Below are 25,021 nucleotides of genomic sequence, written 5' to 3'. Positions count from 1 at the left end.
GGAAAAATTTTGCTATAATTACTTGGTTAGGAGTGACGTCGTGAAAAAATCAAACTATCAATGGCAGTTACAGACAAAGACAGAATTACCTGTAGAATTTATAGAACAATTAAAAAAAGAAGAAATTAATCCATTAATTGGCCAACTTTTATGGCACCGCAATATCCGGACAGAAGAAGCATTACGTAAGTTTCTACATCCGACTATCGAAGATATTTATGATCCGTTCTTAATGCATGATATGGAGAAAGCGGTAGCCCGCATCCAGCAAGCCGTCGAAGCGGGTGAACAAATCCTTGTCTATGGGGATTATGATGCAGATGGCATCACTAGTACCACGGTTATGAAAGAAGCAATCGAATTAGTCGGTGGCATGGTTCAGTACTTTCTACCAAATCGTTTTGTTCATGGATATGGACCTAATAAAGACGTATTTGCTGAACAAATTGAACAAGGAGTCCAATTAATTGTAACCGTTGATAATGGTGTAGCTGGACATGAAGCAATTAACTACGCTATGGCTCAAGGGGTAGATGTAATCGTTACTGACCATCATGAATTGCCTGAACAATTACCAGAGGCCTATGCGATTGTCCACCCTAGACATCCGCAAGGAGACTATCCTTTTGGAGATTTAGCTGGTGTTGGCGTGGCTTTCAAAGTCGCTACTGCGTTACTTGGTGAATTGCCAATTGAGTTATTAGATTTGGTAGCAATCGGGACAATTGCTGACTTGGTTTCATTAACCGATGAAAATAGAACGTTTGTCAAAATGGGCCTGCAAATGATTCAAACTGGTGATCGAATTGGTTTAGACGTTTTATTACAAGAAGCGGGTGTGAAAAAGGAAGCTGTTTCAGAAGAATCAATTGGCTTTACCATTGGACCTCGTTTAAACGCATTAGGTCGATTAGGAGAAGCCGCACCAGGTGTTGAATTGATGACTACATTTGATGAAGAACAAGCGCTGGAAATCGCTAAATATATTGATCAACAAAACAATGAACGAAAAGACATTGTAACGACGATTGCCAAAGAAGCCCTGGATTTAATCGACCCGAATGCGCCGGTCCATATTTTAGCGAAACAAGGCTGGCATGAAGGCGTCTTAGGGATTGTCGCGGGCCGCATTATGCAAGAAACGGGGAAACCAACCATTATTTTAGCAATAGATGAATCTGGTACGACTGCTAAAGGCTCTGGACGTAGCATTAGCGCATTGAATCTCTATGAGGCGTTGAACGAAGTGCGTGAGCAATTCACTCATTTTGGTGGGCATCATATGGCAGCGGGAATGACTTTACCTGTTGAAAATATTTCTTTTGTTCAAGAACATTTGGCACACTTTATTGAAAAAAATCAAATTGATATGGCTAATGGACAAGAGTTACTCATTAGTGAGAGCTTAGCGGTTTCGCAGGCAACGACTACTTTTATTGATCAATTGCGTATTTTGGCGCCTTTTGGGACTGATAATACTGTGCCAACTTTTGTATTTAAGGAAATCACGCCTACGCAAATTCGGCAAATTGGTGCAGATAATGCACATCTGAAATTTCAAATGAATCAAGAAGGGGCACAATTGGATGCAATTGCTTTTCAAATGGGGCCTCAAGCGGATGAACTAGCACAAGGAACCGCCGATGTGGCAGGCCAACTTTCCATCAATGAATGGAATGGTCGTAAGAAACCACAATTAATGGTGACTGATTTTGCTGTATCGGGAAGACAATTATTTGATTTTCGTGGCAAAAATAATCAAACGAAACCAATTCCTTCAGAAGCAACAGCTTATCTTTTGTTTGATGAAAAAAATCAAAAATTCATTTCAGATCCAACCGCTAATATTATTGTTTGGTCAAACCAAGAAGAATTGGTGGAAGCTGTTTCTCAAAATCAAATCGAACAACTGGTTTTTGTCGACTGTCCTGTGGAAGCAATCACGGTTAAAGAAATTGTTGAAGCGACTGAGATCCAACGTATATACATGATGTTTATTTCACCAGAAGAAGCTTATTTAAACGGTATGGCTTCACGTGAACAATTTGCAACATTGTATAAATTTATTTTGCAGCAAAAAGAAGTAAATCTACGTTCCCAGCTATCGAAGGTGGCAAATTACTTAAATATCCAAGAAAAATTATTAATTTTCATGATACAGGTGTTTTTTGACTTAGGATTTGTTACAATAGAAAGCGGTGTTTTAAACAGTATTGAGAAACCCGACAATCGACCATTGACTGAAAGTCAAGTGTACCAACAACGATTGAAAAAAATAAAAACAGAAGAATTTCTACTTTACAGTGATTGTCAAACAATACAACAATGGCTGTGGAATGAGGAGGACAAATAAAAATGGATTTAAGAGATTACATTGCAAGCATTCCAGATTATCCTGAGAAAGGGATCGTGTTCCGTGACATTTCTCCATTAATGGCTAATGGGGATGCCTACCGTGAAGCAACGAAACAAATCGTGGATTACGCGAAAGAAAAAAGAATTGATATGGTTGTAGGACCAGAAGCTCGTGGCTTTATTGTCGGCTGTCCAGTGGCTTATGAACTAGGGGTTGGCTTTGCTCCGGTTCGTAAAAAAGGAAAACTTCCTCGTGAAACCATCGAAGTGACTTATGACTTAGAATATGGTTCAGATACATTAACGTTGCACAAAGATGCCATCACACCAGGTCAACGTGTTTTGATTTGTGATGACTTGCTAGCAACTGGTGGTACAATTAAAGCAACCATCGAATTAGTCGAACAATTAGGTGGTATTGTGGTTGGTTGTGCGTTCCTAATTGAATTAATGGATTTACATGGCCGCGATAAAATTGATGGCTACGATATTGTTACCTTAATGGAATACTAATCTAATTTAATGGCTCTTCGTCAATGAGTGTTGGTGAAGAAATTCAATAGAATAATCGAGATACTCACACGGCTAGACAGCTATCTTGTCTAGCCGTGTTGTTGTTCTGGCTTTAGTCAGTTGGGTAGTATTCTTAGTTTTCTTAAAATATTTTCCTCGATATAAAAAGATTCGTTCTCGGTAGTTTTGAAAGTTTCTAAAGCCATAGGCAATTCGTTTTAGTACTTTGATATGGTTATTCAAACATTCTATAGGGCCGTTGGAATAGGGAACGCGCAACGCTCGTTTGATTTCTGTTTGGTATTTCTTGAAGGTCGTGAACACTGGTTGGTAGTGCTCTGGCAACTCCTTGTAGTCTTCTTTTAGGAGCGCGACGAATTCAGGAACATCTTGTCTTCTGATAACGGAAAGAAAATCCTGGTAGACTTCGTAGCCTCGCTTTAAGGAATCATCATAAGATAATAGCCGATCGACTATCTCTGCTTCTGTCAGATGATCTCGAAATGACGGACGCCAGTAGCGATGCTGACCTTTCAATTCCCACGCATTCTTTTGAAGTAGTCTCCAGTATTTCTTTAAGTGCTTCGACCGACGATCCCCTTTTTTAAAGGTCTTCATTACTTGAATTCGGTGGTTGGTAAAAGCCCGACCAATGTGTTGGCTAATATGAAAGCGATCGGCGACGATTCGGGCATTCGGAAAACACTCTTTCACCAATGTGCGATAAGGTGTATAGAAATCTGAAACCACTAGACGCACTTGTTCACGGACTTTTCTAGGGTAGCGCAAGAAATAGTCGCGTAAAGGATTGAGTTGCCGATTTTCCACAATATCAATCAGTTGATGGGTCTTGCCGTCCATCATGACAAAGCTCATGGCTCCCGAGACGTTTTTCACCGATTTGAATTCATCGAAACACACCACTTCTGGTAACGGCTGGTTCAAAGAAACGGTTTTAGGCCGAAGGCTGCGAAGTATTCGAATGACAGTGGTCGGAGAAATGTGCTTCATACGTGCAATCAAAGACATAGAAATAGGCTCACTTAATAGCTCAAGAATGGCTTGTTTGACTCTGCGGGCGATGGAGCAGCGACGATCACTAACTGAATCTTCTGCTAAAAAAGTCTTTCCACAGTGTTTACATTTGAAGCGCTGTTTGTTAATCCGCAGAATGGTCTTGTAGTTACTGACATCATTCAATAAGATGGATACTTTTTTCCAGCCCCATTTAATGATCGTTTGCTTATTTTGATAGTGACAATGGAAGCATTCCTCTGGTTGATAGGTCAATGTGCCATCAAAAACAAAACATGTTTCGTCATTGATTCGCTCTTTGCGAAAGGCATCTTCATGAAAGATAAGATTTAGGTCTAGAATATCTAGTAACTCTTTGGTAAACTCTGAATAGGACATCTTGAAACACTCCTTTGAATGGTTTTCGTCGACTTTATTCTAAAGGATTTCAAGGTGTCTGTTTGCGTTTATTAGAAAAAAGAAAAAGTATTGGCAACAGAAGGCGTCACCAACACTAGATATTATAGAGCCAATTTAATTAGAAAGAGCGAAGGAATTTAATCCTTCGCTCTTTCTTTGACATATTTATAAAAACGGAGCGTAGCTTGGGGGGAACACACCGTTTTATTATTTATTAAGGGAACTTACGATAAACGTATCTTGCTTGCTGTTGTTTACGTGTACGTGTATAACGCTTCTCATCCCATGACATAAACCAAAGAATAAATAACGGCGTCACGATCATAAAAGCAAGACGTAATCCTAATGTTCCCAAAAAAATACCTATAACCAATACAAAAAATAAAAATCCAACACGACGAATTGCTTCCATGTGTATCACCTCTTCATTTGATTCGAACGAGTGTTCGTATTGTTATTATACGAATGTATGTTCGTTTTGTAAAGTCTTTTCTACTAATTTATGTTAAAATAATTCGAAAAGAAGAATAATCCTTTATAATAAAGAGATTTAGGGCAATAAAAGAACACGATGCTTTGAGCATCGTGTTCTTATTGTGCTGTGATTACGTATAAAAGAGAACAGAAAAATACATGAGGATCGCTGCAAGCATGACGAACAAGTGCCAAACCACATGCATAAACCGCACATTTTTCAATGAATAGAAGGCTGCACCTAATGTGTAAGACACACCCCCTGCGACCAATAACGCTGTTCCTGTAAACCCAAGAGATTCATATAACGGACGAGCAGCGATGATACAGAGCCAACCTAAAACAATATAAATAATCGTTGAAATGTTTTTCACTGTTTCTTGTTTATGCAACGTGAGGGATTTATAGACAATACCAACGATGGCGATTAACCAAACTAAACTGAATAAAGTCCAACCTAACCAGCCGCCAATACTAATTAAGCAAAACGGCGTATAGCTGCCAGCAATCAATAAGAAAATAGAACTATGATCGAAGACCTGAAAGACCTTTTTGGCTCTTGTAAAAATTAAACTATGAAATAACGTTGAAGATAAAAAAAGTAGAATCAACATGGAGCCATAAATAGCATAAGATACCACGTGAATCGGTGAGCCTAAACGAGCTCCTTTAACAAGTAAAATGACTAAACCAGCAATACTTAAACCTGCGCCTATGCCATGTGTAACTGCATTTAAGACTTCGTTCACGATTAGGTATTTTTTTGAGAAATGCGTTTTTTCCAATAAATTCACTTCCTTTATTTTAATTTGATGAAAAATTCGGCAGTGTCTGTTATACTATAACTAGATAATTAACCGTTTAATGGTATTCTACCATGAAAACAGGTTCCTTTTAAAGAAAGAGTGATAAATTTATGACAAACGTTAAAATCGTAACGGATTCTTCATGTACGATGGAAAAAAGTCTTAGAGATGAATTAAATATCCATATGATGCCTTTATCAATTATGGTTGATGGCGTTGTTTATCCAGATGATGATCATTTGCCAGGCGAAAAATTTATGGACATGATGGCTAATGCGAAGGCCTTACCCAAAACCAGTCAACCACCAATTGGTGAATTTGTAGAATTATATGATCGCTTAGGTGAAGATGGCAGTGAAGTAATTTCGATTCACATGACAAAAGGCTTAAGTGGAACGGTTGAAGCGGCCCGTCAAGCTAGTAACTTATCATCAAGTAAAGTAACGGTGATTGATAGCGATTTTACAGACCAAGGTTTGTCTTTCCAAGTCATTCAAGCAGCAAAATTGGCACAAGCGGGAGCGGGTGTTCCAGAAATTTTAGCTGAAATTGAACGCGTCAAACAAAATACTAAATTATACATTGGCATTTCAACATTAGATAATTTGGTTAAAGGTGGACGAATCAGCCGTACAACAGGATTATTATCAAACATTTTTAATATGAAAGTTGTCATGGACTTTGAAAATACGGAATTGGTTCCTGTAGCGAAAGGCCGAGGCGTTAAAACGTTTAATAAATGGTTTGACGAATTGAAATCAGAATTAAGTAAGATTCCAAATGTTCGACAAATTGGCATTTCTCATGCGGATGGGCTAGAACTAGCAAATGGATTCAAAGAAGGATTACAAGCAATCTTTAAAGACATGGATATTCCCGTATTACATACGAATCCAGTCATTGCAACACATACAGGAAAAAATGCCTTTGCTATTATGTACTATACAGACTAAGAAATAACGAGGTTGGGTCTCACTCTTAAATGAGTAGACGCAACCTCTTTCTAACAAGAAAAGGAAAATTTCTTGTTGGTTTATTTAAAAGGAAGTGACGAAGATGAAAAAACAAACACAGCATATTTTGCTGACCGTCTTAACACCTATCCTCATTGCGCTAGGTGTTTTTACATTGTTAAGTGTGGCCATCCCCAAAGCAAAGCCACTATTAAAGCAAGAGAAAGTGGCCACAACTGCTCAAAAAAATCAAAAAGAAGTCATTCATTATACAGCAATCGGTGATTCTTTAACTGAAGGAATTGGCGATTTGACGAATAGTGGAGGTTTTGTTCCTATTGTGGCAGATGATTTAAAAGAACACTACAACTTGAACGGTGTTCAAACAGACAATTTTGGGAAAAATGGGGATCGTAGTGATCAAATTTTAAAACGAATCAAAGAGAAACCTGAAATTCAAAAGGGCCTTGCCTCTGCGGACGTGATTACGCTAACGGTTGGTGGAAATGACTTAATGAAAGTAATTAGTAGTAATATTTTCGACTTGAAAGTTAGCTCGTTCAATCGTCCTCAAAAAGCCTATCAACGCCGAGTAAGACGACTACTTGAAGAAATCCGAGAGTACAACGAGAAGGCCCCTATTTATGTCTTAGGAATTTACAATCCCTTCTACTTAAACTTTTCCGAAATTACAGAAATGCAAGAAATCGTTGATAACTGGAATCAAGCAACCGAAGAAATGGTTCAAGAGCAAAAACGAGCCTATTTCATTCCTATCAATGATTTACTCTATAAAGGTCGTGGCGATGAAGTTGGCGTAACTGGTGGCGACTCAGAAACTACAGGAAGTAGTGCTAGCAAAGAGGATTTAAACAATTTGTTATATGAAGAAGATCGCTTCCATCCGAATAATCTTGGCTACCAAATTATGGCCGGAGCTGTCCGGGATGAAATGGTCAAGACAGAGAAAGAATGGATAACCAAATCAGAAGGTAGTGAATAAAATGAATGAAGAAAAGCCAAAAACAAGTAAATCAATTAAAAAGACACAACCAACCAATCTTAAACGAAATCCCTGGAAAATCGCTTTTCTTGTTCTAGTGGGTTTAGTCATTGGTAGTGTAGCTTTCGTGACATTTCGAGCAACACAAGTTCGCGAACCAGATTTAAAGAAAATACCAGCAATTGTTGAAAAAGAAGGCGAGCCAGTCGTCACAATTCAGTCAAAAAAACAACAAGTGAACAAACTGATTGACTTTTATTTAGCCGACTTTCAAAAAGGCTCGGAGATTAAATATAAATTTTATTTAGAAAATGATGCTTTATTAAATGGAACATTTCAGGTGTTAGGGCATGACATTCCTTTTTACTTATATTTTGATCCTTACGTGATGGCGAATGGTAATGTACAATTAAAAGCAAAAAGTTTATCTATAGGAACGTTAGGCTTGCCAATTAAAGAAGTATTGAAATTTGCTAAACGTTCTTACAAACTACCTAAATGGGTTGAAATCAATCCAGATGATCAAACTGTTTTATTACGTTTAGATCAGTTTAGAATGCAAAATGGTCTATTTGTTCGAGCAGAAAAGATTAATTTAGTTGACGATGACATTCGGATGAATATATACTTGCCAAAAGAGAAATAAAAAAGGAGTGTTAGAGATGGAAGAAAAAGCAATTTTTGCAGGCGGCTGTTTCTGGTGTATGGTGCAGCCTTTTGATACACAACCAGGGATTATCTCAGTTGTTTCGGGTTATACAGGTGGGCATGTTCCTAATCCAACATATGAACAGGTTCTAACACACACAACAGGCCATACGGAAGCAGTAGAAATCACTTTTGATCCAGCGATTATTTCTTACGAACAATTAGTGGATATTTATTGGCAACAAACAGATCCTACTGATGCTTTCGGTCAGTTTCAAGACCGCGGCGATAATTATCGGCCAGTTATTTTTTATCGTTCTCAAGAACAAAAAGAAACTGCTGAGAAAAGTAAAGAACGTCTAGCTAATAGCGGCCGTTTTACAGAACCAATTGTTACCACCATCGAACCAGCAGCACCATTTTATCCTGCTGAAGAATACCATCAAGACTTTTATAAAAAAGATGCTTTGCGTTATGGATTGTCCCATCAACGTAGAAGTGAATTTATCGAAGAAAAATGGAGTGATTAATTTACATGAGACGAAGCTTTTACCATTACTTAATGACATTAAAAGGTCCGGCTAAAGATCCTGAAACTGATTTTGCCAATGAAGCGGCCAAAGATATTCAGTTTCCAAAACAAACCGAGGATTATCATGAACTTTCTTCTTATTTAGAAATGAATGCTGACTATTTAAGCAACATGGACATCTTTGATGAGTTATGGGAAAAGTACCTTGAAAACAATAAATAAATCCAGAGGAAAAGCAAACAAAGCTTTTCCTCTTTTTTCATTCATGTTATAGTAAACAAAAGTAGTGACGAATTTGTTAGAAATGAGATGAAATCTATGAAGAACAAACGAACTGTTCCTTTTTATCAATATATTATTTCGCTCCTCTGTGTCGCATTTTTAGCTGGAGGAAGTAGTTATATTTATTTTGATCATCGTGTTAAAAAGATGAGTCAAGAAGGGGCAATTACCAATGCTGATTTAAGCAAAGTGCAGGATTTATATAATGAAATTAGTACCAATTATGTAGGTGAAGTAGATAAAAATGAATTAGTTGAAGGCGCCTTAAAAGGCATGTCTGAAGCCATTGGAGACCCATACTCAACTTATCTAAATGAATCTGCTGCCAATGATTTAAACGAAAGCTTATCTGGCGATTTTGAAGGAATTGGTGCCACTATGACAATGAAAGATGGCGAACCAGTTGTAGCAGAGGCACCTGTAGCAGATTCCCCAGCTGAAAAAGCGGGAATCAAAGAAGGCGATATTATTGAAAAAGTTGATGGTACAGCTACAAAAGGGATGAAACTAGCAGAAGTCGTCTCAAAAGTCCGAGGTAAAAAAGGAACTTCCGTTGAATTGACTATCCAAAGAGAGGGAGAAACTAAAAATATCTCAATCAAACGTGGGAAAATTCCCGTTAAAACAGTGACTGGTGAGTTAGACAAAAATGATGCACAAATTGGCTCGATTAAAATTACGTCCTTTGGTAAAAAAACATATCAAGAATTGAAAGAAACAATCACGAATTTACGAGACAAAGGAGCTAAATCCTTTGTAATTGATGTACGCCAAAATCCTGGTGGACTGCTAGATCAAGCAGAGCGAATGGCCAGTATGTTTTTAAAAAATGGCGAAACAATTGTTCAATTTGAAGACAAAAAAGGACGTACGATGAAAGAAGTTGCTTCCAAAGAATTAGACGACGGCTTTAAAGTAAAAGAACCTGTTGCAGTTATCATTGATGGCAATAGTGCCAGTGCATCCGAAATTTTTGCTGCAGCACTGCATGAATCTGCGAATGTCCCACTAATTGGAACGAAAACATTTGGCAAAGGAACGGTCCAAACGGTGAAAGATTTAAATGACCAAACCGAAATAAAATTGACTGTTTTAAAATGGTTAACACCAAAAGGCGAATGGATCAACGAAAAAGGAATTGAACCAACCATCAAAGCTGATTACCCCGAGTATGCCTATTTAAAATTGATTCCTCGCGATAAAACGCTAAAAGAAGGAGATCAATCTGAAGATATTCAGAACTTAAATGCTATTTTAGCTGTATTAGCGTATCCTGTTGATGAAAACAATGCAAACTACACCGCAGAAACAAAAGCAGCGGTTAGCGATCTTCAACAGAAAAATGGCTTGCCTGTAACTGGAGAAATCGACAATGAAACAGCCACAAAAATTGAAGCCACTTTAGGTAAATTAATTCTTGAAAATGACGCTGCCTACGATACAGCAGTCAAAGAAATTCAAAAAAACTAGAAAAAAGGTGGCACGAAGTTGAAGAAGAAACGTGATTATGTTGGGTATTTAATGTACTTTCTGAAAATCTTAGTACCAGCAATCGTAGCCGTTTTTATTTTAAGAGGATTTTTCCTGATTCCTGTTCGGGTGGATGGCCATTCCATGCAAAAAACCTTGAATCAAGGAGATATGATTGTGATGGAAAAATTCTCCGCCATTAAACGGTTTGATGTGGTGGTCTTTAAAACAGACACAGGATCGATTCTGATTAAACGTGTGATTGGTTTACCAGGAGAAGCTGTGCGTTACGAAAACGATCAATTATATGTCAATAATCAGCCAATCGCTGAACCGTATTTAACTAAAAACAGAAAAAAAGATCATGAAACGATGCCTTACACTACGAATTTTGATTCAAAAGAATTGTTAATGCAAGAAAAATTACCTAAAGATAGCTATTTTGTGCTTGGTGATAATCGCCGTATGTCCAAAGACAGCCGTTCTTTTGGTGCAATACATGCAGATCAAATCTTAGGGAAAGCACAATTTGTTTATTACCCACTCACTCATATGAAGATCATTCCTAAATAAGTAAGACCACTAGTTCGTTTATTTAAATAACGACTAGTGGTCTTTTCTAATCTGAAAAATTGTTCTCTTAGCTGAAAAATGTTAAGGTTAAAGTAATGATAGATGTAGGAGGTCATGCAAATGATTAGAAAAACAATTTTAGCAAGTTCTATCTTAGGTGTTGGGTTACTGATTGGTGCATGTGGAAACCAAACCCAAACCCAAATGAATTCAACCAATACCAGTGAATCATCACAGCCTAAAGTAACCGAATCAAGTCGCAAGTCATCTGAAAGTGCGTCTAATAACGAAGGTGTATCAAGCGATTCTAGTAAATCCACAAGTTCCACTACAGAATCAGAAATGTTAAAAGGTCTGGCGGAAGAAAAAATGCTAAAAGAAAAAATTCCGTCCTTAAATCAAACAACGATTAAGAAAGTCACTGATAATGAGTATAAACGCATTCTTGTGATGGAAGAAAAGGCTACAGGAACGACCTATAAAAGTATTTTGATCAAAAAACAAAATCGCTTAAAAATTGTCAACGAAACAACCGATGAATTGTTATACAATGGAACCCTATAAGAACGAAACCATTCAATAAACTCAAAAGTATAGCCATTGTTTTCAAAGAAAAATTTCTTTGGAAACAATGGTTTTTTTATTGACAAAAGAATTTCTAGGATATATAGTTAGTTACATAAGTAGTTAACCATTTAAGTGAGGTGTAAAAATGGAATTTAATTTTTCGGGGGAAAAGCCTTTATTTCAGCAAGTAGCCGATCAGATTGCCGAAGGAATTTTTAATGGCGCTTACTTAGAAGGCGAACAAATTCCCTCAACCACAGAAATATCAAAAAGTTATCAAATCAATCCAGCCACCGTTTTAAAAGGAATGAATTTATTAGTAGAACGACAGCTGATTGAAAAGAAAAGGGGGATTGGCATGTTTGTTTTACCAGGCGCTCAAGAGAGAGTAAGAAGTGCACGGAAAGAAGAATTTTTAAATAAAGAAGTCTTAGAAGTTGTCGCAGAAGCTAAAAAATTAGGGATTACAGCCGAACAATTAAAACAACTAATTGAAAGAGGGTATGACGCATGAGTTTGCGGGTGGAATCAGTAAGCAAAAAATATCATCAAAAAAAGGCATTAGATAATATTTCAATTACTTTTGAAAAAGAAACGATTTATGGGCTCTTAGGCAGAAACGGGGCTGGTAAAAGTACGTTATTAAATATCATAAATAATCGAAGTTTTGCCACTTCAGGTTCCGTTCAATTGGCGGGAGAAACAGTGACCGATAATGAGGCCGCTTTGACTCATATTTACTTAATGAGTGAAGATAATTTGTTTCCTCCTCAGTTAAAAATTAAAGATATTTTTAAAACGACTGAAGGTTTTTATGGATCCTTTGACTGGTCTTTGGCCGAACAAATGTTAAGCGATTTTGGTTTAGATAGTAAAAAGACATTCAAAAAATTATCAACTGGTTATCGGAGTATTGCTAAACTAATAGTGGCGCTATCCGTCCCCTGTGAGTATATTTTTTTAGATGAGCCAGTCTTAGGTTTAGACGCCAATCATCGGGAATTATTTTATACTTATTTAATTGAGACATACCAAGAACGTCCCCGTACGTTTGTGATTTCTACCCATTTGATTGAAGAAATTGCGAATTTATTAGAAGATATTATCATCATTGATCAAGGAAAATTGATTCGCGCAGAATCTATTGAAACAATTTTGAAAAACGGTCGCATTGTTTCTGGGCCGAAAGAACAAGTAGAGCGCTATACTCAGTCATTGGAAATCTTAGGCATGGACACTTTAGGTGGGGCAGTTACGGCTTACGTGTACGGCGACTTGCCGACTGAAAAAGCAGAGGTTCAAATTGCGCCGCTAAATTTACAAACATATTTTGTGCAATTAACCAATAGAAAGAAGGAAAAGTAAAATGAAATTTAAAACAGCTTTGCAGTATCGTGTTATTTATCAAGTCCGTTCTTTAGCAATTTATTTTGGCTTTTATGCTTTGTTCGGCATTCTTTTTCCTCTTATTGGCTTGCTCTTTTCTAACGACGTAAATACTGTCAGCTCTGATGCAGTAATTCCTTGTCTGGTTTTTATGGGGATACTATCATTTTTAGGGGTAAACACAGATTTTAAACTGTTTATTCAAAACGGGCTTTCCCGCTGGACAATTTTTTTGGTGAATTTTGTAAGTAATGCTATTTTATCTTTGGTTGGATCCTTGGCTGTACTTGTACTGATTAAAGTATTTAGCGGCAATTTCATTTCTCATTTTCAATTATCAATGAAATTAATTGATGTCTATGCGCAAGGAAACTTTTTCATGTCGTGGTTGCTCTTTTTTATCTTACTAATGCTTAGCGGCTCACTTGGCTTGTTAGCAGGTGTCTTTAATGATCGGATAGATGGCGTAAAAAAACTCATTGTTTTATTGCTGTTATTAATGATTCCTATTTTACTGGGCACGATTGCACAATTAGGGGGGGCACCAATGCGCCTGAGAATGCTCCATGTCTTGCAAGCAATGGTTGGTTATCAATCCACTGGTTTTACTGTCCTGCCACTTCTTCTGACAATCAGTTGCTTTGTGGGCATTAATCTTGGTTTGGCCTATTTATTGAATAAACATCGTGAAATTAAACGCGTAAATGCATAACTAATTAATAAGAACATGTTCAATGAGGTGAATTTGGAACATGTTCTTATTGTTTTAATTGAGAGATACATCGGAAGTACCATGACAAAGGAAAGGGCTTCCGTCAAAATAGAAAGAGAAGAAAGGAGTATGAAAAGAGTAAAAAACTTTGTAAATAAGTAAACGACAAAGAATGAAAAATGGAGGGGTAACATGGCGGTAATTGAAGCAAAAAATATTAAAAAAAGTTATGGAAAGAACGAAACAAAATTTGATGCGTTAAAAGGTGTTGATTTAAAAGTTGAAAAAGGTGAATCTGTGGCCATAATTGGTAAAAGTGGCTCTGGGAAATCAACATTTATGCACATTTTGGCATTGCTAGATCAACCAACTTCAGGAGATATTTATTTAAATGGTAAAAATGTTACTAGTATTAGAAAGAAAGTGCTGAATAAAACGAGAAATGAAGAATTTGGTTTTGTTTTTCAACAATTCTTTATGAATGCCAAGGATACAGTTTTAAATAATGTTCTTTTACCATTAAAAATTGGTGGGATTTCCGGTAGCAAGAGGAAAAAGATGGCTTTAGATGCGTTAAAAGCAGTCGGTTTGGAAGATAAAGTTCAAAATAAAGCGAATAATTTATCTGGTGGCCAAAAACAACGGGTATGTATAGCGCGTGCTTTAGTTAATAATCCGCAAATTATTTTTGCAGATGAACCTACAGGGAATTTAGATTCTGCCACTGGGAAGAAAATTGAAGAATTGTTATTTGATTTAAATAAAAATAAAGGAATTACCTTAATTATTGTGACACATGATCCAGACTTAGCAGCACGTTGTGATCGGCAAGTTCATGTTCGAGACGGCTTGATTGTAGGAGGAGATGAGTAAATGAAATTTAGAGATATTTTAAAATCAGCTAGTACCAATTTAATGCGTAATAAAGGTCGAACCGTATTGACCATTATTGCAATCTTTATTGGAGCATTTACCATAGCTTTAACTACAGGAGTCAATATTGGTGTAAATGATTATATTGACAAACAAGTCGGCAGTGTCGGTGGTGCAAATCAGCTATTTATTCAGCCAAAAATGGAGATGAATGTTGGTAACGGAACAGAACCAAGTAAATATAATCCAGAGAAAAAAACCAGTACGATTCAACAACAAAGTATGCTTGCTGAAAAAGATATTGAGAAGATTAAAAAAATCTCGGATGTTACATCAGTGGAACCAATGAAATCCGTTGCTATCGATTATATAAAAGGAGCAGATAAGCATAAATATGTATTTTCAGCTACTTCTGCGCTAGATGAGATGACCATTGATTTAGCGGCTGGCCGTAAAGTTTCGCAAACGAGCCAGGACTTCGAAATTAATTTGTCACCAGAATATGTAAAAGCGCTCGGCTATACATCTAGTAAAGCTGCCGTGGGAGAAACAGTTCAATTAGGTATCTCAAGTTCCTTGAAAGGACAAGAGCAAGTTATTGAAGCAAAAATTGTTGGCGTTAGAAATGCCAGTGTCATTCAAAATGGGCTCTCGCTGATGAATAAAGCATTGATTGATAAAGTTGTCTCAATCAATCAAGCAGATCTTCCAGAACATTTAAAAAATCAATACGCGATGATTATTGCTGAAGTTAAAAAAGACAGCACGCCAGAGCAGATTAAGGACATCAAAAAAGATTTAGATAAAGCTGGCTATTTAGCGACTACTGTCGAAGATGAAATTGGCATGATTCGTAATATAATCAATGCAATCACTGGTGTTTTAACCATGTTTGGTGCAATTGCCTTGTTAGCTGCAAGCTTTGGCATTATTAACACGCTGTATATGTCTGTCCAAGAAAGAACGCGAGAAATTGGTTTAATGAAAGCCATGGGACTTAGCAATGGGAAAGTCTTTACAATTTTTAGTGTTGAGGCGGCTTTAATTGGCTTTTTTGGCTCAATATTAGGCATTTTAGGAGCTGTTGGGGTTGGAAATTTAGTTAATCGTTTGGCAACGGATTCTTTTTTAAAGGCTTTAACAGGATTTAAATTAATTCAATTTTCATTGCCATCTTCATTAACGATTATCTTAGTTATTATGTTTATTGCTTTTTTAGCAGGAACTTTACCAGCTCGAAGAGCAGCAAAATTAGATCCAATTGAATCTTTACGTTATGAATAATAGACTAAAAACAGCTACTTTCTCTCAATTTAACTAAAGCATATTCTTATATAAAAAGAAGGCAATAGGCGTATACTAAAAGTGTGAAAAATGAAACAAATGAGAGGAAGTTGGTTTATGAAAGCTGTTGTGATTAATCAGTACGGAAGTAAAGAGGTACTTGAAGAAGCAGAAGTAACACTGCCAGAATTATCGGAACATCAAGTGTTGGTAAAAGAATACGCGACATCAATTAATCCGATTGATTGGAAATTGCGTGAAGGATATTTAAAACAGATGTTTGATTGGTCCTTTCCGATTATTCTTGGTTGGGATGTCGCTGGTGTGATTACAGAGGTGGGGAGTCAAGTAACGGATTGGCAAGTTGGCGATAAAGTTTTTGCTCGTCCTGAAACTACTCGTTTTGGTACCTATGCAGAAGTAACGATTGTGGATGATCATTTATTAGCAAAAATCCCTGAAACAATTAGCTTTGAAGAAGCGGCTGCCGTTCCGTTGGCTGGTTTAACCGCTTGGCAAGCATTGTTTGATCATGGTCACCTTAAAGAAGGAGAAACTGTTTTAATTCATGCGGGTGCAGGTGGGGTCGGTACTTATGCGATTCAACTAGCAAAAGAAGCGGGCGCACATGTCATCACGACCGCTAGCGCAAAAAATCATGCTTTACTGAAAAAAATTGGTGCAGATGAAGTGATTGATTATCATACAACGAATTTTGCAGAGGTATTAGCTGATGTTGATTTGGTCTTTGATACAATGGGTGGTGAGGTTCAAAAAAATAGTTTTGACGTCTTAAAACCAAACACCGGTCGTCTTGTTTCAATTGTGGGCATTGAAGATAAACAATTGGCAGCCGAAAAAAATATTTCTGCTGAAAGTATTTGGCTTCAACCAAATGGAGAACAATTACAAAAAATTGCTGATTTGATGGCAGCTGGAAAAGTGAAATCAATTATTGGTGAAGTTTTCCCTTTTTCTAGACAAGGGATTTATGATGCACATGCACTCAGTGAAACGCACCATGCAGTTGGTAAAATAGTTGTTCAAATGGCAGAATAAAAAGAAGCTCAGACAGTGAATTATCTTAAAATAGAAAAAGTGGGTCCTAAGTCATTTCGACTTAGGACCCACTTTTTTGTTAAGAGGACAGATGTACCAACCAAGTTTGTGTTTCCTTAATTTCTTGATAAGTTAATTGATGACTTTGTGTCCAAACCTCTTGTACGGTTGCTCCATGATTCTGAAATAATTGAATCACACGCATACTTTCAGGAAGTGGGACAATCGGGTCATGCTCTCCTAGAGATAATAAAACAGAAGTGGCGGTCAAGTCTGGTTGATTGGTCAATTCAACAGGAAACATGGGATGATAGAGGACAGCTTGATGGTAGCTGCCGGGATGAGTAAGCAATAATTGAATAGCGATATTGGCCCCATTTGAATAGCCAATAAAAATAATTTTATCCAATGAAAATTGATGCTCGTTAGCGGCTTGTTGAATAAACTTATGAAGCGCCTCACCGCGTTTTTCTAGATCTTCTAAGTCATAATGACCTTCCGCTAGGCGCTTAAAATAACGATTCATTCCATTTTCTGAAACATCACCACGAATACTTAGTACAGTGGCTTGTTTATTTAGTTCTTGGGCAATTGGTAGGAGAGATGTTTCATCACCACCTGTACCGTGAAGTAGCACAAAGACAGGTGCTTCAGGATGTCCTTTTTTAAAAATTGAATGCATGTTTTTTCCTCCTTAGGCTCGTTTTGTATTGAAAGGCTTGATAACACTCTCAATATACTCACGACGGTTTTCTAAAAATGGTGCAAGAGATAACTTTTCTCCTAATGTTTCGTAAGGTTCATCCCCCATAAATCCTGGTTCATCGGTGGCTAATTCGACTAAAATATGCCCAATGCGAACATACAATGATTCAAAATAATAACGATCGACATAGCCAGAGTTTTGTAAGCCTAAATGATCAAAGAGCGCTTGCCAAGTCCCAAGTGATTTACGATCCGCTAGGCGGAATGCAACGTGATGTACTTCACCATATCCTTGTTGTGCTTGTGAGCTAGTATCATCGTCTACCAAAACGACTTGGGCACCATTGCCACCTTGGCCAACTTCTAGTAAATAGCGATTGCCTTCTTGTGCCACTAGGTGAAAGCCTAGAATTTCTTCAAAGACTTCTTTGAATTCATGAAAATAGGAAATAGCTATTTCGACAGGTCCTAAGCCATAAATCGCAAATTCTGTTGGAACAGGTCCTTTTTTCCAAGGGGTGCCCGCTGCAACGCCCTGATTTAATTCATCAGAGATTAATTGATACGCTTGATCATCAAAATCCCAGAAGCGAAGGACTTTTTTGCCAAATTCTTCAGAAATACCTGTGTGTTTGACCGCAAATTTATTAAAGCGATTTTCATAATAAGTCAAAGCTGCATCTGAAGGAACCCGGAACCCTGTTCTTGAAATTGTATTGGTTCCTTTTAATCCTTTAGGGTTATTGGGAAAATCGAAAAAGGTCATGGTTGTACCTGGTGTACCCAAATCATCAGCAAAATAGGTATGGTAAGTATAGATATCATCTTGATTCACTGTTTTTTTGACTAAACGCATCCCTAAAACGTCTGTAAAGAAGTGATAGTTTTTTTCTGCATCACTTGTCATAGCTGTAACGTGGTGGATTCCTAATAATTGATCTTCTTTTTTCATCATTATTTCCTCATTTCGTTTCATTTGTTATTTTTCGTAAAGTTTTTTGAAGAAGTGTTAATTCTTCGGAAGAGAGTTGTTCAAATGCTTCTGCAATTCGCTTTGCATGCGTCGGGAAAATTTCTTCAATTAATGTTTTTCCAGCTTCTGTTAATTCGACGTAAGTAATGCGTCGGTCTTTTTCACTGGGGGTGCGCGTTACATAGCCTTTTTTATGTAATTGGTCAATAACATAAGTGGTGCTACTGCTAGCAATTAAAATTTTCTCCTTAATTTTTTGGATGGTCTGAGGACCTTTATGGAGTAACAGCTCTAATACTGAAAATTCTGTAATGTTTAAGTCATAACAAGTAACATCTTGCTTGGCAAGTTGCTCTAGTTGATGGCTGGTTCTTAATAAACCGATATAGGCTTTTAAAGCTTCTTGCTGTTGGCTCATTGTTTCACCTCTTTTTATTTCGAATTCGAGATAAATATAACTTGCTTTTGGTAAGTAATCAATTAATATGCTTAAAAAGACAGCCAGCAAAAAATGTGAATTTTTGCTGGCTGTCTTTTTTGTTTAATTTAGAAGATCGTTGGAACTAAGCCGCCATCGATTCTTAAGGCTTCGCCTGAGAATGAAGAAGAATCCGGGCTGGCCACAAAGGTAACAAAACGACCAATTTCTTCTGGTCGAATGAGCCGTTGGATTTGTGAACGAGAACGATGATTTTTCATGAAATCTTTTTCCCAATCCTCTTTGGGAATGTCTGAACCAGCGTACATATCTTCCAACATTTTTTCTACACCTTCGGTAAGGGTTGAGCCAGGCATAACCGTGTTAACGGTGACATGTGTGCCGACAGTTAAGTTGGATAAACTTTTAGCTAAGGAAAGATTCATCGTTTTTGTCATGCTATATTGGGGCATTTCGCCAGAAGGCATCACTGCTTCTTCGCTAGCGATGAAAATAATGCGACCAAAATCTTGTGCAAGCATTTTAGGTAGATAAGCTTTTGCTAATGCATTGCCTGACAACACGTTCACAGTAAAAAATTTTTCCCAAGTGGCGTCATCGATGTCCCAGTATTCCATTGGTTCAAAAATCCCCATATTATTCACTAAAATGTCGACTTTAGGGAATTTTTCAAGTAAAGTAGTTCGTTGACTTTCAATGGAAATATCGGCAGTTCCTGCTTGAGGATGAGTGTCTGGAAACATTGTTTGTATTTCTTCAACAACTTTGATTACTTCGGCTTCATTGCGCCCATTGATAATGACATCGGTCCCTTCACGAGCCATTTCAATCGCAATTGCTTTGCCAATTCCTTTGGTTGAACCAGTAATTAATGCTAATTTATTCGTTAAGTGTAAATCCATTTAAATCCCTCCAACGTTTGTCTATCTCTAGTGTAGGTCTTTTTCTGGACTTTTAAAAGGAAAAAGTTTTTTCGGCCTGCGGGAAACAAGCCCCAATAATTACTTAACAGCTAGATTTTCACTTTTTGGGCGTAAAACGAGTAATTATTGTCAGTAAAAAAGCATCACTTTTTTGATAGAATAACTAGAGACGAAATTGGCTAAGACCAATTTTGTAAAATTGTACATAAAAAAGAAGAGTGGGAATGCTATGAAGAAACAATATTACTGGAATATACCCGATAACTTACTAAACTCGTTAAAACAGCGGAAAAAGTTATACAACTTTTATAAAAATGAACAAAATAAGGCAAGAGAATTAGTAGAAAATTGTCAGTCGGTTCTTTTTCCTGAATTAGTCGCTTCGCTGAATAAAATAGATGAACGGATTAAATTATTGATATTCTATCAAAATTTAGAAGATTGTGAGCTTTCAGAAGAAGAAATTATTACTGTGATTGAGCGAGAATATTTTGTGACTTTTTATGAAACAATTGAAGAACCGACCACTGAAATTATTAGTAGTCATTCTATGTATTATTTATTGCAACAGCTGACTAAAGAAATGCTTTGGGATTTAGACTTTAGTAACATGTTAAAACAAGGTCAGTTAGTTGATTTAATGGATTACCAAAAATTGACCAAATGTTATCAAAAGCTACAGAATCAAGCTAAAAATTTGATTGAAAAATTAAATAAAGAAACATTTTACACATTCTATAGTCAACTTTTATTGATTGATTGCCAATGCAAATTATTAATAGAAGAGGCGCTTCTGAAAGAAGAATCATTGATGACGGTCGATGAATGCTTAATAGCCATTAAGCAAGAAATTCGAAAAATTCATTTTGAACAATTTAAATACCAACATTATTTATTCGAAGATTTATCTTTGCGGTACCAAGTTTAACGAAAGTGACAAAAAGAATGGTTGAATCTAACAAGAATGTTCGTTGTTTTCTGTTATATAAAAAGATATGATAGTTTCTGTAGAAAAAATAAAGGAGACGATTCATGAACGCAAATCGCTTAAAGTTATTGATGATGGGGTTAATGGTTCTTGACCATATTAATTATTTTGTTCCGCCAGAATGGGCACTGATTTTTCATGTAATTACTCGTTGTGTCGGTGTGTTTTTTGGTTATATGGCTGTAGAAGGCTTCAACTATACACGGAATGTTTATCGCTACAATGGTCGTTTGTATATTTGGGCAGCAATCATGTTTGTTGGAAATACGCTGCTAAATCATTTAGTGAATAATCCAGCTGTCGCTGTTCACAACAATATTTTCTTCACCTTAGCCCTTGGTGTCAGTATGTTAATTGTGACAAAAGCGATGCTAGAGATGCCAAAAATCAGTTTAAAAATTGTTTTATTGATTAGTATACTAGCAATTTTAGGAATAGGAGCAATGTTTGCTGAAGGTGGCATTGTGATGTTACCTTTTATGTTGATTACGTATTTAGCCAGAAAGAGACTTGTCTTACGGAACTGTTTATATGGTGCATTAGCGCTCTTTTTCTTAGTTACAAGTTTTCAATGGTTGGGAGATTGGCCAACGACAATTGAAATGTTAGCTTATAATTCTGATTTTATGTTTATCACTGTGTTACCATTTATATCGCTTTACAATGGTGAGAGAGGGAGCAAAGCACCATTTTTCAAATATTTATTTTACGGATTCTATCCGCTTCATTTATGGCTGATTGCATTGATAGCTAATTACGTTCATTAAACCTTTTTATATTAAAAGAATAAAAACAGCGGCTCACAAAAATGTGAGTCGCTATTTTTTTAGATGGGTAAGATACTGATTCCTAAAAGAAGAGTGACAAGTAGAAAAACAAAAAGCACAATTCGCTTATCATGAACCAGTAAGGCAATGTATTCTCGGATTAGAGCAGTTGGTAAAAAATATAAGGCAGTTGGCGCCCCGACACCTTCAGCTTTTAAGCCGACACGATGGGCATACATAGCTCCTCGTAAGACATGATAGTTATTTGTTGAAAAAATAACAGAGGGTTGTTTAGAATCAGACGGCATCTTTTGCCAATCTGCCTGAATTATTGCTTTAGAAAACAACATATTTTCATAAGTGGTGGTGGATTGGTCCTCCATCAAAATTGCTTCTGCAGGAATATTTTGTGAAAGCAAATATTTTTTCATTGCGAAAGCTTCGGCCACAGGTTCGTCAGGACCTTGACCCCCGCTGACTACAAATTTAGCGGTGGGATTTTTCTCATAATATTCAATTCCTTTATCTAACCGACTCTTCAAAAGTGGAGGTACTTCCTCGCTACGAATTCCCGAACCTAAAACAATGATATAATCAACCGCTTTTTTTAAAGGAATCATTTGGTACATCCATGAATACAAGACGTAAGCAGCAAATAGAAAGGTCAGCAAAAGATCCATTAACAATAGAAAAAGTAAGAACAGAAAAAGCACATAAGGTATTTGCGCTGTGCCAACTGATAATAAATATAGAAAGGCTGGTAAAGCAATTAATAAGTTCAGCCCTAAGCCCGCCGACAATTTAGCCGTGACACTTTTGCCTTCTTTCGTTTGCATCGTACGTGAGTTAAAAATAAAGTAAAGGCAAATGCCGATAAACACAGCGGGAATTAATAGATAAGCAATGGCCAAGGTAATTAGGTCGCCATTCTTAAAATGTAAATAAATTTTGTCTAGTCCGATAAATAGTAAGGTGACTAATGACAATAAGGTGCCAGAAGCCAAAGTGATACCGCCGAGGATACTGCGGTTATTAATTTTTAATATACCAAATCCTAGTAGGGCGATAAACAAAAAGAATAGTAGTAGTGCCATTTAATTCCTCCTAAAAATAAGTATCTAAAGTATAACATGGTTTAGAATCTGACATAAATAAACAGCTGTGCCGAAGTATAAGTTTTCCTTTCATTCTTAGAAAAGAAGTTTTTTCATGAAAAGTAAATTAGATAACGATTGTTTAGAGAAGGAAAAGCTTGATTTACTAAGCTTTTCCTTCTCTATAAAAAATATTAATAAGGGCATAAAAATTAACAATTTGTATGCGCTTACATACTAAGGTAGATTTAAAGTGTAAAGAAGAAAAAATGAGGTGAGAAAATGATCACTGTTTCAATTGCAGGAGGTTCACAACCAGAGATTTTACAGCTAGTTAAAAAAGCACTAAAAGAAGCCGAGCAACCGTTGCAGTTTATTGTATTTGATACAAGCGAAAATCTTGATACTGAAAATCTCTGGAAATATGTTCATTGCTCAGATGAGGCCGCGGTAGCACAGGAAGCTGTCAGTCTAGTTGCAACCGGTCAAGCACAAATTTTATTGAAAGGAATTATTCAGACCCACACATTACTAAAAGAAATGTTGAAAAGTGAGCATCAATTAAAAAATAAACCGATTCTTTCCCATGTAGCAATGGTGGAGCTGCCTGCGGGGAAAACCTTCTTGTTAACCGATTGTGCGATGAATATCGCCCCCACTCAAGCGACACTCATTGAAATTGTTGAAAATGCTAAAGAAGTCGCCCAAAAATTGGGACTGCACCACCCGAAAATTGCTTTGTTAAGCGCAGCGGAAAATTTCAATCCTAAAATGCCTTCGTCTGTTTTAGCAAAAGAAGTCACGGCACATTTTAATGATCAACAAGAGGCTACGGTTTTTGGTCCACTTTCGCTTGATTTAGCGACCTCTGAAGAAGCGGTTGCGCATAAACGTTACAGCGGTCCTATCATGGGGGATGCAGATATTTTAGTGGTCCCAACTATTGATGTTGGCAATTGTTTATACAAATCATTAACCTTGTTTGGGCACGCCAAGGTGGGAGGAACGATTGTTGGCACAAAAGTCCCAGTCGTTTTAACATCTAGAAGCGATTCGACAGAAAGCAAATTCCATTCATTAAGATTTGCCATGAGACAAGTTTAAAAAAAGGAGCAGAAAACAATGGAAACAGTATTGGTTATTAATCCTGGCTCGACCTCCACGAAGTTAGCGCTTTTTGCTAATCATGATTGCTTGGCGGAAGAAACGCTTAGACATAGCGTCCAAGAATTGGCACCTTTTGAAAATGTTGTCAGTCAAACATCATTTCGAAAACAAATGATCGCGGAATTTTTAGAAACACATAACATCACACAATTAGCCGCTGTCGTGGGGCGTGGTGGTTTGCTTAAGCCTATTCCTGGCGGTACGTATCTTGTCGATCAACAAATGCTAGAAGATTTGCGGACAGAACGCTTTAATACCCATGCTTCAAATTTAGGGGCGATTTTAGCTAATGAGTTTGCAGAAAAATATCACGTGCCAGCCTTTATTGTCGATCCTGTTGTTGTAGATGAGCTACAGCCATTAGCCAGGATTTCTGGATTAAAAGGCATTCAGCGGCGTAGCGTTGGTCACGCCTTAAATCAAAAAGCGGTCGCTCGAAAAATCGCTGAGGATTTAGGAAAAACATATGAGCAAAGCAATTTTATCGTTGTTCATTTAGGTGGGGGCATTAGCTTGGGGGCGCATCAAAAAGGCCGCATGGTGGATGTGGTAAATGGGCTTGATGGTGAAGGTCCTTATACGCCTGAACGCAGTGGCGCCTTACCGCTCGTTGAATTTGCGCAATGGATACTTGAACAGGAGTTAACGATTAGCCAAGTGAAAAAGCTAATTGCGGGGAATAGCGGTCTTAAATCATACCTAGGTGAAACAGATTTACGGCATATCCAAGCACAAATAGCTGCAGATGATCAAACAGCAAATTACTATTTAAAAGGAATGTGTTACCAAATCGCAAAAAGTATTGGCGAGATGGCCGTAGTTCTTGAAGGCACAATTGATGCAATTATTTTAACAGGGGGCGCAGCCTACTCGCAAACCGTTGTTCAAGAAATTAGTCAAAAAATCACTTGGATTGCACCAATTAAGGTTTACCCAGGTGAAATGGAGATGGCTGCTTTATATGAAGGCGTCAATCGAGTATTAACAGGGGAAGAACAAGCTTTAAATTATAGTGAAGCAAAAATTGAGCAGGAGTGATCA

General features: G+C 37.1%; 28 protein-coding genes. 20 read left to right on the top strand and 8 right to left on the bottom strand.

Going from position 1 to position 25,021, the window contains the following annotated elements; all coding sequences use genetic code 11:
• Window positions 1-40 precede the first annotated feature (40 nt).
• Both recJ and AB1I62_RS08000 read left to right on the top strand, forming a co-directional pair.
• Entirely contained in the window at window positions 41-2,353 is a 2,313-nt protein-coding gene (gene recJ, locus AB1I62_RS08005) for a single-stranded-DNA-specific exonuclease RecJ (RefSeq protein ID WP_048736855.1), read from the top strand.
• 2 nt (window positions 2,354-2,355) lie between these two features.
• On the top strand, window positions 2,356-2,868 hold the full coding sequence (locus AB1I62_RS08000) for an adenine phosphoribosyltransferase (RefSeq protein WP_002357441.1): 513 nt from the start codon (window positions 2,356-2,358) through the stop codon (window positions 2,866-2,868).
• Between the two features lie 72 nt (window positions 2,869-2,940).
• On the opposite strand, the gene AB1I62_RS07995 is transcribed toward AB1I62_RS08000, so the two are convergent.
• The 3 genes from AB1I62_RS07995 to AB1I62_RS07985 form a co-directional block, all read right to left on the bottom strand.
• Window positions 2,941-4,281 carry an ISL3 family transposase gene (locus AB1I62_RS07995; RefSeq protein WP_127978659.1) on the bottom strand — a complete coding sequence of 447 codons (1,341 nt, stop codon included), beginning with the start codon at window positions 4,279-4,281 and terminating at the stop codon, window positions 2,941-2,943.
• Window positions 4,282-4,516: 235 nt separating this feature from the next.
• The gene (locus AB1I62_RS07990) at window positions 4,517-4,714 is read right to left on the bottom strand and encodes a hypothetical protein (protein WP_002360203.1); all 198 of its coding nucleotides are present in this window, start codon (window positions 4,712-4,714) and stop codon (window positions 4,517-4,519) included.
• 193 nt (window positions 4,715-4,907) lie between these two features.
• The gene (locus AB1I62_RS07985) at window positions 4,908-5,561 is read right to left on the bottom strand and encodes a hemolysin III family protein (RefSeq protein ID WP_002357443.1); all 654 of its coding nucleotides are present in this window, start codon (window positions 5,559-5,561) and stop codon (window positions 4,908-4,910) included.
• 131 nt (window positions 5,562-5,692) lie between these two features.
• On the opposite strand from AB1I62_RS07985, the gene AB1I62_RS07980 reads away from it, so the two are divergent.
• The 14 genes from AB1I62_RS07980 to AB1I62_RS07915 all read left to right on the top strand — a co-directional run bounded on the left by AB1I62_RS07980 (window position 5,693) and on the right by AB1I62_RS07915 (window position 16,924).
• Complete coding sequence (locus AB1I62_RS07980) at window positions 5,693-6,535, top strand: DegV family protein (protein WP_048736853.1); 843 nt, start codon at window positions 5,693-5,695, stop codon at window positions 6,533-6,535.
• Between the two features lie 103 nt (window positions 6,536-6,638).
• Complete coding sequence (locus tag AB1I62_RS07975; RefSeq protein ID WP_002365717.1) at window positions 6,639-7,538, top strand: SGNH/GDSL hydrolase family protein; 900 nt, start codon at window positions 6,639-6,641, stop codon at window positions 7,536-7,538.
• Complete coding sequence (locus AB1I62_RS07970; protein WP_002357446.1) at window positions 7,531-8,184, top strand: YpmS family protein; 654 nt, start codon at window positions 7,531-7,533, stop codon at window positions 8,182-8,184. The genes AB1I62_RS07975 and AB1I62_RS07970 overlap by 8 nt, the downstream gene beginning before the upstream one ends.
• Before the next feature lie 16 nt (window positions 8,185-8,200).
• Window positions 8,201-8,716, top strand: a complete 516-nt coding sequence (gene msrA, locus AB1I62_RS07965) for a peptide-methionine (S)-S-oxide reductase MsrA (protein ID WP_002365716.1) — start codon at window positions 8,201-8,203, stop codon at window positions 8,714-8,716.
• Between the two features lie 5 nt (window positions 8,717-8,721).
• Window positions 8,722-8,940 (top strand): YozE family protein, encoded by a 219-nt coding sequence (locus tag AB1I62_RS07960; RefSeq protein ID WP_002357449.1) that lies wholly within the window; start codon window positions 8,722-8,724, stop codon window positions 8,938-8,940.
• A gap of 87 nt (window positions 8,941-9,027) precedes the next feature.
• Window positions 9,028-10,470 (top strand): S41 family peptidase, encoded by a 1,443-nt coding sequence (locus AB1I62_RS07955; protein ID WP_016630427.1) that lies wholly within the window; start codon window positions 9,028-9,030, stop codon window positions 10,468-10,470.
• An 18-nt stretch (window positions 10,471-10,488) separates the two neighbouring features.
• Window positions 10,489-11,043 carry a signal peptidase I gene (lepB, locus tag AB1I62_RS07950; protein WP_002382369.1) on the top strand — a complete coding sequence of 185 codons (555 nt, stop codon included), beginning with the start codon at window positions 10,489-10,491 and terminating at the stop codon, window positions 11,041-11,043.
• Between the two features lie 114 nt (window positions 11,044-11,157).
• A complete protein-coding gene (locus AB1I62_RS07945; RefSeq protein ID WP_164978365.1) occupies window positions 11,158-11,607 on the top strand; it encodes a hypothetical protein in 450 nt (149 codons plus the stop codon).
• A gap of 148 nt (window positions 11,608-11,755) precedes the next feature.
• Window positions 11,756-12,124: a GntR family transcriptional regulator gene (locus tag AB1I62_RS07940; protein ID WP_002357453.1), complete on the top strand. Its 369-nt coding sequence runs from the start codon at window positions 11,756-11,758 to the stop codon at window positions 12,122-12,124.
• Window positions 12,121-12,975: an ATP-binding cassette domain-containing protein gene (locus AB1I62_RS07935; protein WP_010707542.1), complete on the top strand. Its 855-nt coding sequence runs from the start codon at window positions 12,121-12,123 to the stop codon at window positions 12,973-12,975. Before AB1I62_RS07940 ends, AB1I62_RS07935 begins: the two co-directional genes overlap by 4 nt.
• A gap of 1 nt (window position 12,976) precedes the next feature.
• Complete coding sequence (locus AB1I62_RS07930) at window positions 12,977-13,708, top strand: hypothetical protein (RefSeq protein WP_002357455.1); 732 nt, start codon at window positions 12,977-12,979, stop codon at window positions 13,706-13,708.
• A 192-nt stretch (window positions 13,709-13,900) separates the two neighbouring features.
• On the top strand, window positions 13,901-14,581 hold the full coding sequence (locus AB1I62_RS07925) for an ABC transporter ATP-binding protein (protein WP_002357457.1): 681 nt from the start codon (window positions 13,901-13,903) through the stop codon (window positions 14,579-14,581).
• Entirely contained in the window at window positions 14,582-15,865 is a 1,284-nt protein-coding gene (locus tag AB1I62_RS07920) for an ABC transporter permease (RefSeq protein ID WP_002357458.1), read from the top strand.
• 90 nt (window positions 15,866-15,955) lie between these two features.
• Window positions 15,956-16,924 carry an NADP-dependent oxidoreductase gene (locus AB1I62_RS07915; RefSeq protein WP_002394481.1) on the top strand — a complete coding sequence of 323 codons (969 nt, stop codon included), beginning with the start codon at window positions 15,956-15,958 and terminating at the stop codon, window positions 16,922-16,924.
• Between the two features lie 79 nt (window positions 16,925-17,003).
• Here the strand turns inward: AB1I62_RS07915 and AB1I62_RS07910 are convergent, their stop codons facing one another.
• The 4 genes from AB1I62_RS07910 to AB1I62_RS07895 form a co-directional block, all read right to left on the bottom strand.
• Window positions 17,004-17,606 carry an alpha/beta hydrolase gene (locus AB1I62_RS07910; protein WP_048736848.1) on the bottom strand — a complete coding sequence of 201 codons (603 nt, stop codon included), beginning with the start codon at window positions 17,604-17,606 and terminating at the stop codon, window positions 17,004-17,006.
• 12 nt (window positions 17,607-17,618) lie between these two features.
• The gene (locus tag AB1I62_RS07905; protein WP_033594769.1) at window positions 17,619-18,581 is read right to left on the bottom strand and encodes a ring-cleaving dioxygenase; all 963 of its coding nucleotides are present in this window, start codon (window positions 18,579-18,581) and stop codon (window positions 17,619-17,621) included.
• Between the two features lie 10 nt (window positions 18,582-18,591).
• A complete protein-coding gene (locus tag AB1I62_RS07900; RefSeq protein ID WP_033594768.1) occupies window positions 18,592-19,020 on the bottom strand; it encodes a MarR family winged helix-turn-helix transcriptional regulator in 429 nt (142 codons plus the stop codon).
• A gap of 128 nt (window positions 19,021-19,148) precedes the next feature.
• The gene (locus AB1I62_RS07895) at window positions 19,149-19,943 is read right to left on the bottom strand and encodes an SDR family NAD(P)-dependent oxidoreductase (RefSeq protein ID WP_033594766.1); all 795 of its coding nucleotides are present in this window, start codon (window positions 19,941-19,943) and stop codon (window positions 19,149-19,151) included.
• A 250-nt stretch (window positions 19,944-20,193) separates the two neighbouring features.
• Here AB1I62_RS07895 and AB1I62_RS07890 point away from each other — a divergent pair, with 250 nt between their 5' ends.
• Window positions 20,194-20,892 (top strand): hypothetical protein, encoded by a 699-nt coding sequence (locus AB1I62_RS07890; RefSeq protein ID WP_367019145.1) that lies wholly within the window; start codon window positions 20,194-20,196, stop codon window positions 20,890-20,892.
• Window positions 20,893-20,996: 104 nt separating this feature from the next.
• The gene (locus AB1I62_RS07885) at window positions 20,997-21,719 is read left to right on the top strand and encodes a TraX family protein (RefSeq protein WP_104859646.1); all 723 of its coding nucleotides are present in this window, start codon (window positions 20,997-20,999) and stop codon (window positions 21,717-21,719) included.
• 59 nt (window positions 21,720-21,778) lie between these two features.
• On the opposite strand, the gene AB1I62_RS07880 is transcribed toward AB1I62_RS07885, so the two are convergent.
• A complete protein-coding gene (locus AB1I62_RS07880) occupies window positions 21,779-22,813 on the bottom strand; it encodes a YdcF family protein (protein WP_002382358.1) in 1,035 nt (344 codons plus the stop codon).
• Between the two features lie 282 nt (window positions 22,814-23,095).
• On the opposite strand from AB1I62_RS07880, the gene ptb reads away from it, so the two are divergent.
• Both ptb and buk read left to right on the top strand, forming a co-directional pair.
• On the top strand, window positions 23,096-23,917 hold the full coding sequence (ptb, locus tag AB1I62_RS07875) for a branched-chain phosphotransacylase (RefSeq protein ID WP_048736843.1): 822 nt from the start codon (window positions 23,096-23,098) through the stop codon (window positions 23,915-23,917).
• A gap of 18 nt (window positions 23,918-23,935) precedes the next feature.
• Window positions 23,936-25,018: a butyrate kinase gene (gene buk, locus AB1I62_RS07870; protein WP_048736842.1), complete on the top strand. Its 1,083-nt coding sequence runs from the start codon at window positions 23,936-23,938 to the stop codon at window positions 25,016-25,018.
• Window positions 25,019-25,021: the final 3 nt, after the last annotated feature.

It is taken from the genome of Enterococcus sp. AN402 (assembly GCF_040719405.1).
Taxonomy (GTDB): domain Bacteria; phylum Bacillota; class Bacilli; order Lactobacillales; family Enterococcaceae; genus Enterococcus; species Enterococcus faecalis.
The sequence above is the reverse complement of the archived record's forward strand: the minus strand, read 5'-3'. Positions and strand labels throughout refer to the sequence as shown.

Excerpts from the sequence above, each read along its gene's own strand:
- AB1I62_RS08000 (WP_002357441.1), top strand. The coding sequence starts at position 2,356 with ATGGATTTAAGAGATTACATTGCAAGCATTCCAGATTATCCTGAGAAA.
- AB1I62_RS07995 (WP_127978659.1), bottom strand. The coding sequence starts at position 4,281 with ATGTCCTATTCAGAGTTTACCAAAGAGTTACTAGATATTCTAGACCTA.
- AB1I62_RS07990 (WP_002360203.1), bottom strand. The coding sequence starts at position 4,714 with ATGGAAGCAATTCGTCGTGTTGGATTTTTATTTTTTGTATTGGTTATA.
- AB1I62_RS07980 (WP_048736853.1), top strand. The coding sequence starts at position 5,693 with ATGACAAACGTTAAAATCGTAACGGATTCTTCATGTACGATGGAAAAA.
- AB1I62_RS07975 (WP_002365717.1), top strand. The coding sequence starts at position 6,639 with ATGAAAAAACAAACACAGCATATTTTGCTGACCGTCTTAACACCTATC.
- msrA (WP_002365716.1), top strand. The coding sequence starts at position 8,201 with ATGGAAGAAAAAGCAATTTTTGCAGGCGGCTGTTTCTGGTGTATGGTG.
- AB1I62_RS07960 (WP_002357449.1), top strand. The coding sequence starts at position 8,722 with ATGAGACGAAGCTTTTACCATTACTTAATGACATTAAAAGGTCCGGCT.
- AB1I62_RS07955 (WP_016630427.1), top strand. The coding sequence starts at position 9,028 with ATGAAATCTATGAAGAACAAACGAACTGTTCCTTTTTATCAATATATT.
- AB1I62_RS07945 (WP_164978365.1), top strand. The coding sequence starts at position 11,158 with ATGCAAATGATTAGAAAAACAATTTTAGCAAGTTCTATCTTAGGTGTT.
- AB1I62_RS07940 (WP_002357453.1), top strand. The coding sequence starts at position 11,756 with ATGGAATTTAATTTTTCGGGGGAAAAGCCTTTATTTCAGCAAGTAGCC.
- AB1I62_RS07935 (WP_010707542.1), top strand. The coding sequence starts at position 12,121 with ATGAGTTTGCGGGTGGAATCAGTAAGCAAAAAATATCATCAAAAAAAG.
- AB1I62_RS07930 (WP_002357455.1), top strand. The coding sequence starts at position 12,977 with ATGAAATTTAAAACAGCTTTGCAGTATCGTGTTATTTATCAAGTCCGT.
- AB1I62_RS07925 (WP_002357457.1), top strand. The coding sequence starts at position 13,901 with ATGGCGGTAATTGAAGCAAAAAATATTAAAAAAAGTTATGGAAAGAAC.
- AB1I62_RS07920 (WP_002357458.1), top strand. The coding sequence starts at position 14,582 with ATGAAATTTAGAGATATTTTAAAATCAGCTAGTACCAATTTAATGCGT.
- AB1I62_RS07915 (WP_002394481.1), top strand. The coding sequence starts at position 15,956 with ATGAAACAAATGAGAGGAAGTTGGTTTATGAAAGCTGTTGTGATTAAT.
- AB1I62_RS07910 (WP_048736848.1), bottom strand. The coding sequence starts at position 17,606 with ATGCATTCAATTTTTAAAAAAGGACATCCTGAAGCACCTGTCTTTGTG.
- AB1I62_RS07905 (WP_033594769.1), bottom strand. The coding sequence starts at position 18,581 with ATGAAAAAAGAAGATCAATTATTAGGAATCCACCACGTTACAGCTATG.
- AB1I62_RS07900 (WP_033594768.1), bottom strand. The coding sequence starts at position 19,020 with ATGAGCCAACAGCAAGAAGCTTTAAAAGCCTATATCGGTTTATTAAGA.
- AB1I62_RS07895 (WP_033594766.1), bottom strand. The coding sequence starts at position 19,943 with ATGGATTTACACTTAACGAATAAATTAGCATTAATTACTGGTTCAACC.
- AB1I62_RS07890 (WP_367019145.1), top strand. The coding sequence starts at position 20,194 with ATGAAGAAACAATATTACTGGAATATACCCGATAACTTACTAAACTCG.
- AB1I62_RS07885 (WP_104859646.1), top strand. The coding sequence starts at position 20,997 with ATGAACGCAAATCGCTTAAAGTTATTGATGATGGGGTTAATGGTTCTT.
- AB1I62_RS07880 (WP_002382358.1), bottom strand. The coding sequence starts at position 22,813 with ATGGCACTACTACTATTCTTTTTGTTTATCGCCCTACTAGGATTTGGT.
- ptb (WP_048736843.1), top strand. The coding sequence starts at position 23,096 with ATGATCACTGTTTCAATTGCAGGAGGTTCACAACCAGAGATTTTACAG.
- buk (WP_048736842.1), top strand. The coding sequence starts at position 23,936 with ATGGAAACAGTATTGGTTATTAATCCTGGCTCGACCTCCACGAAGTTA.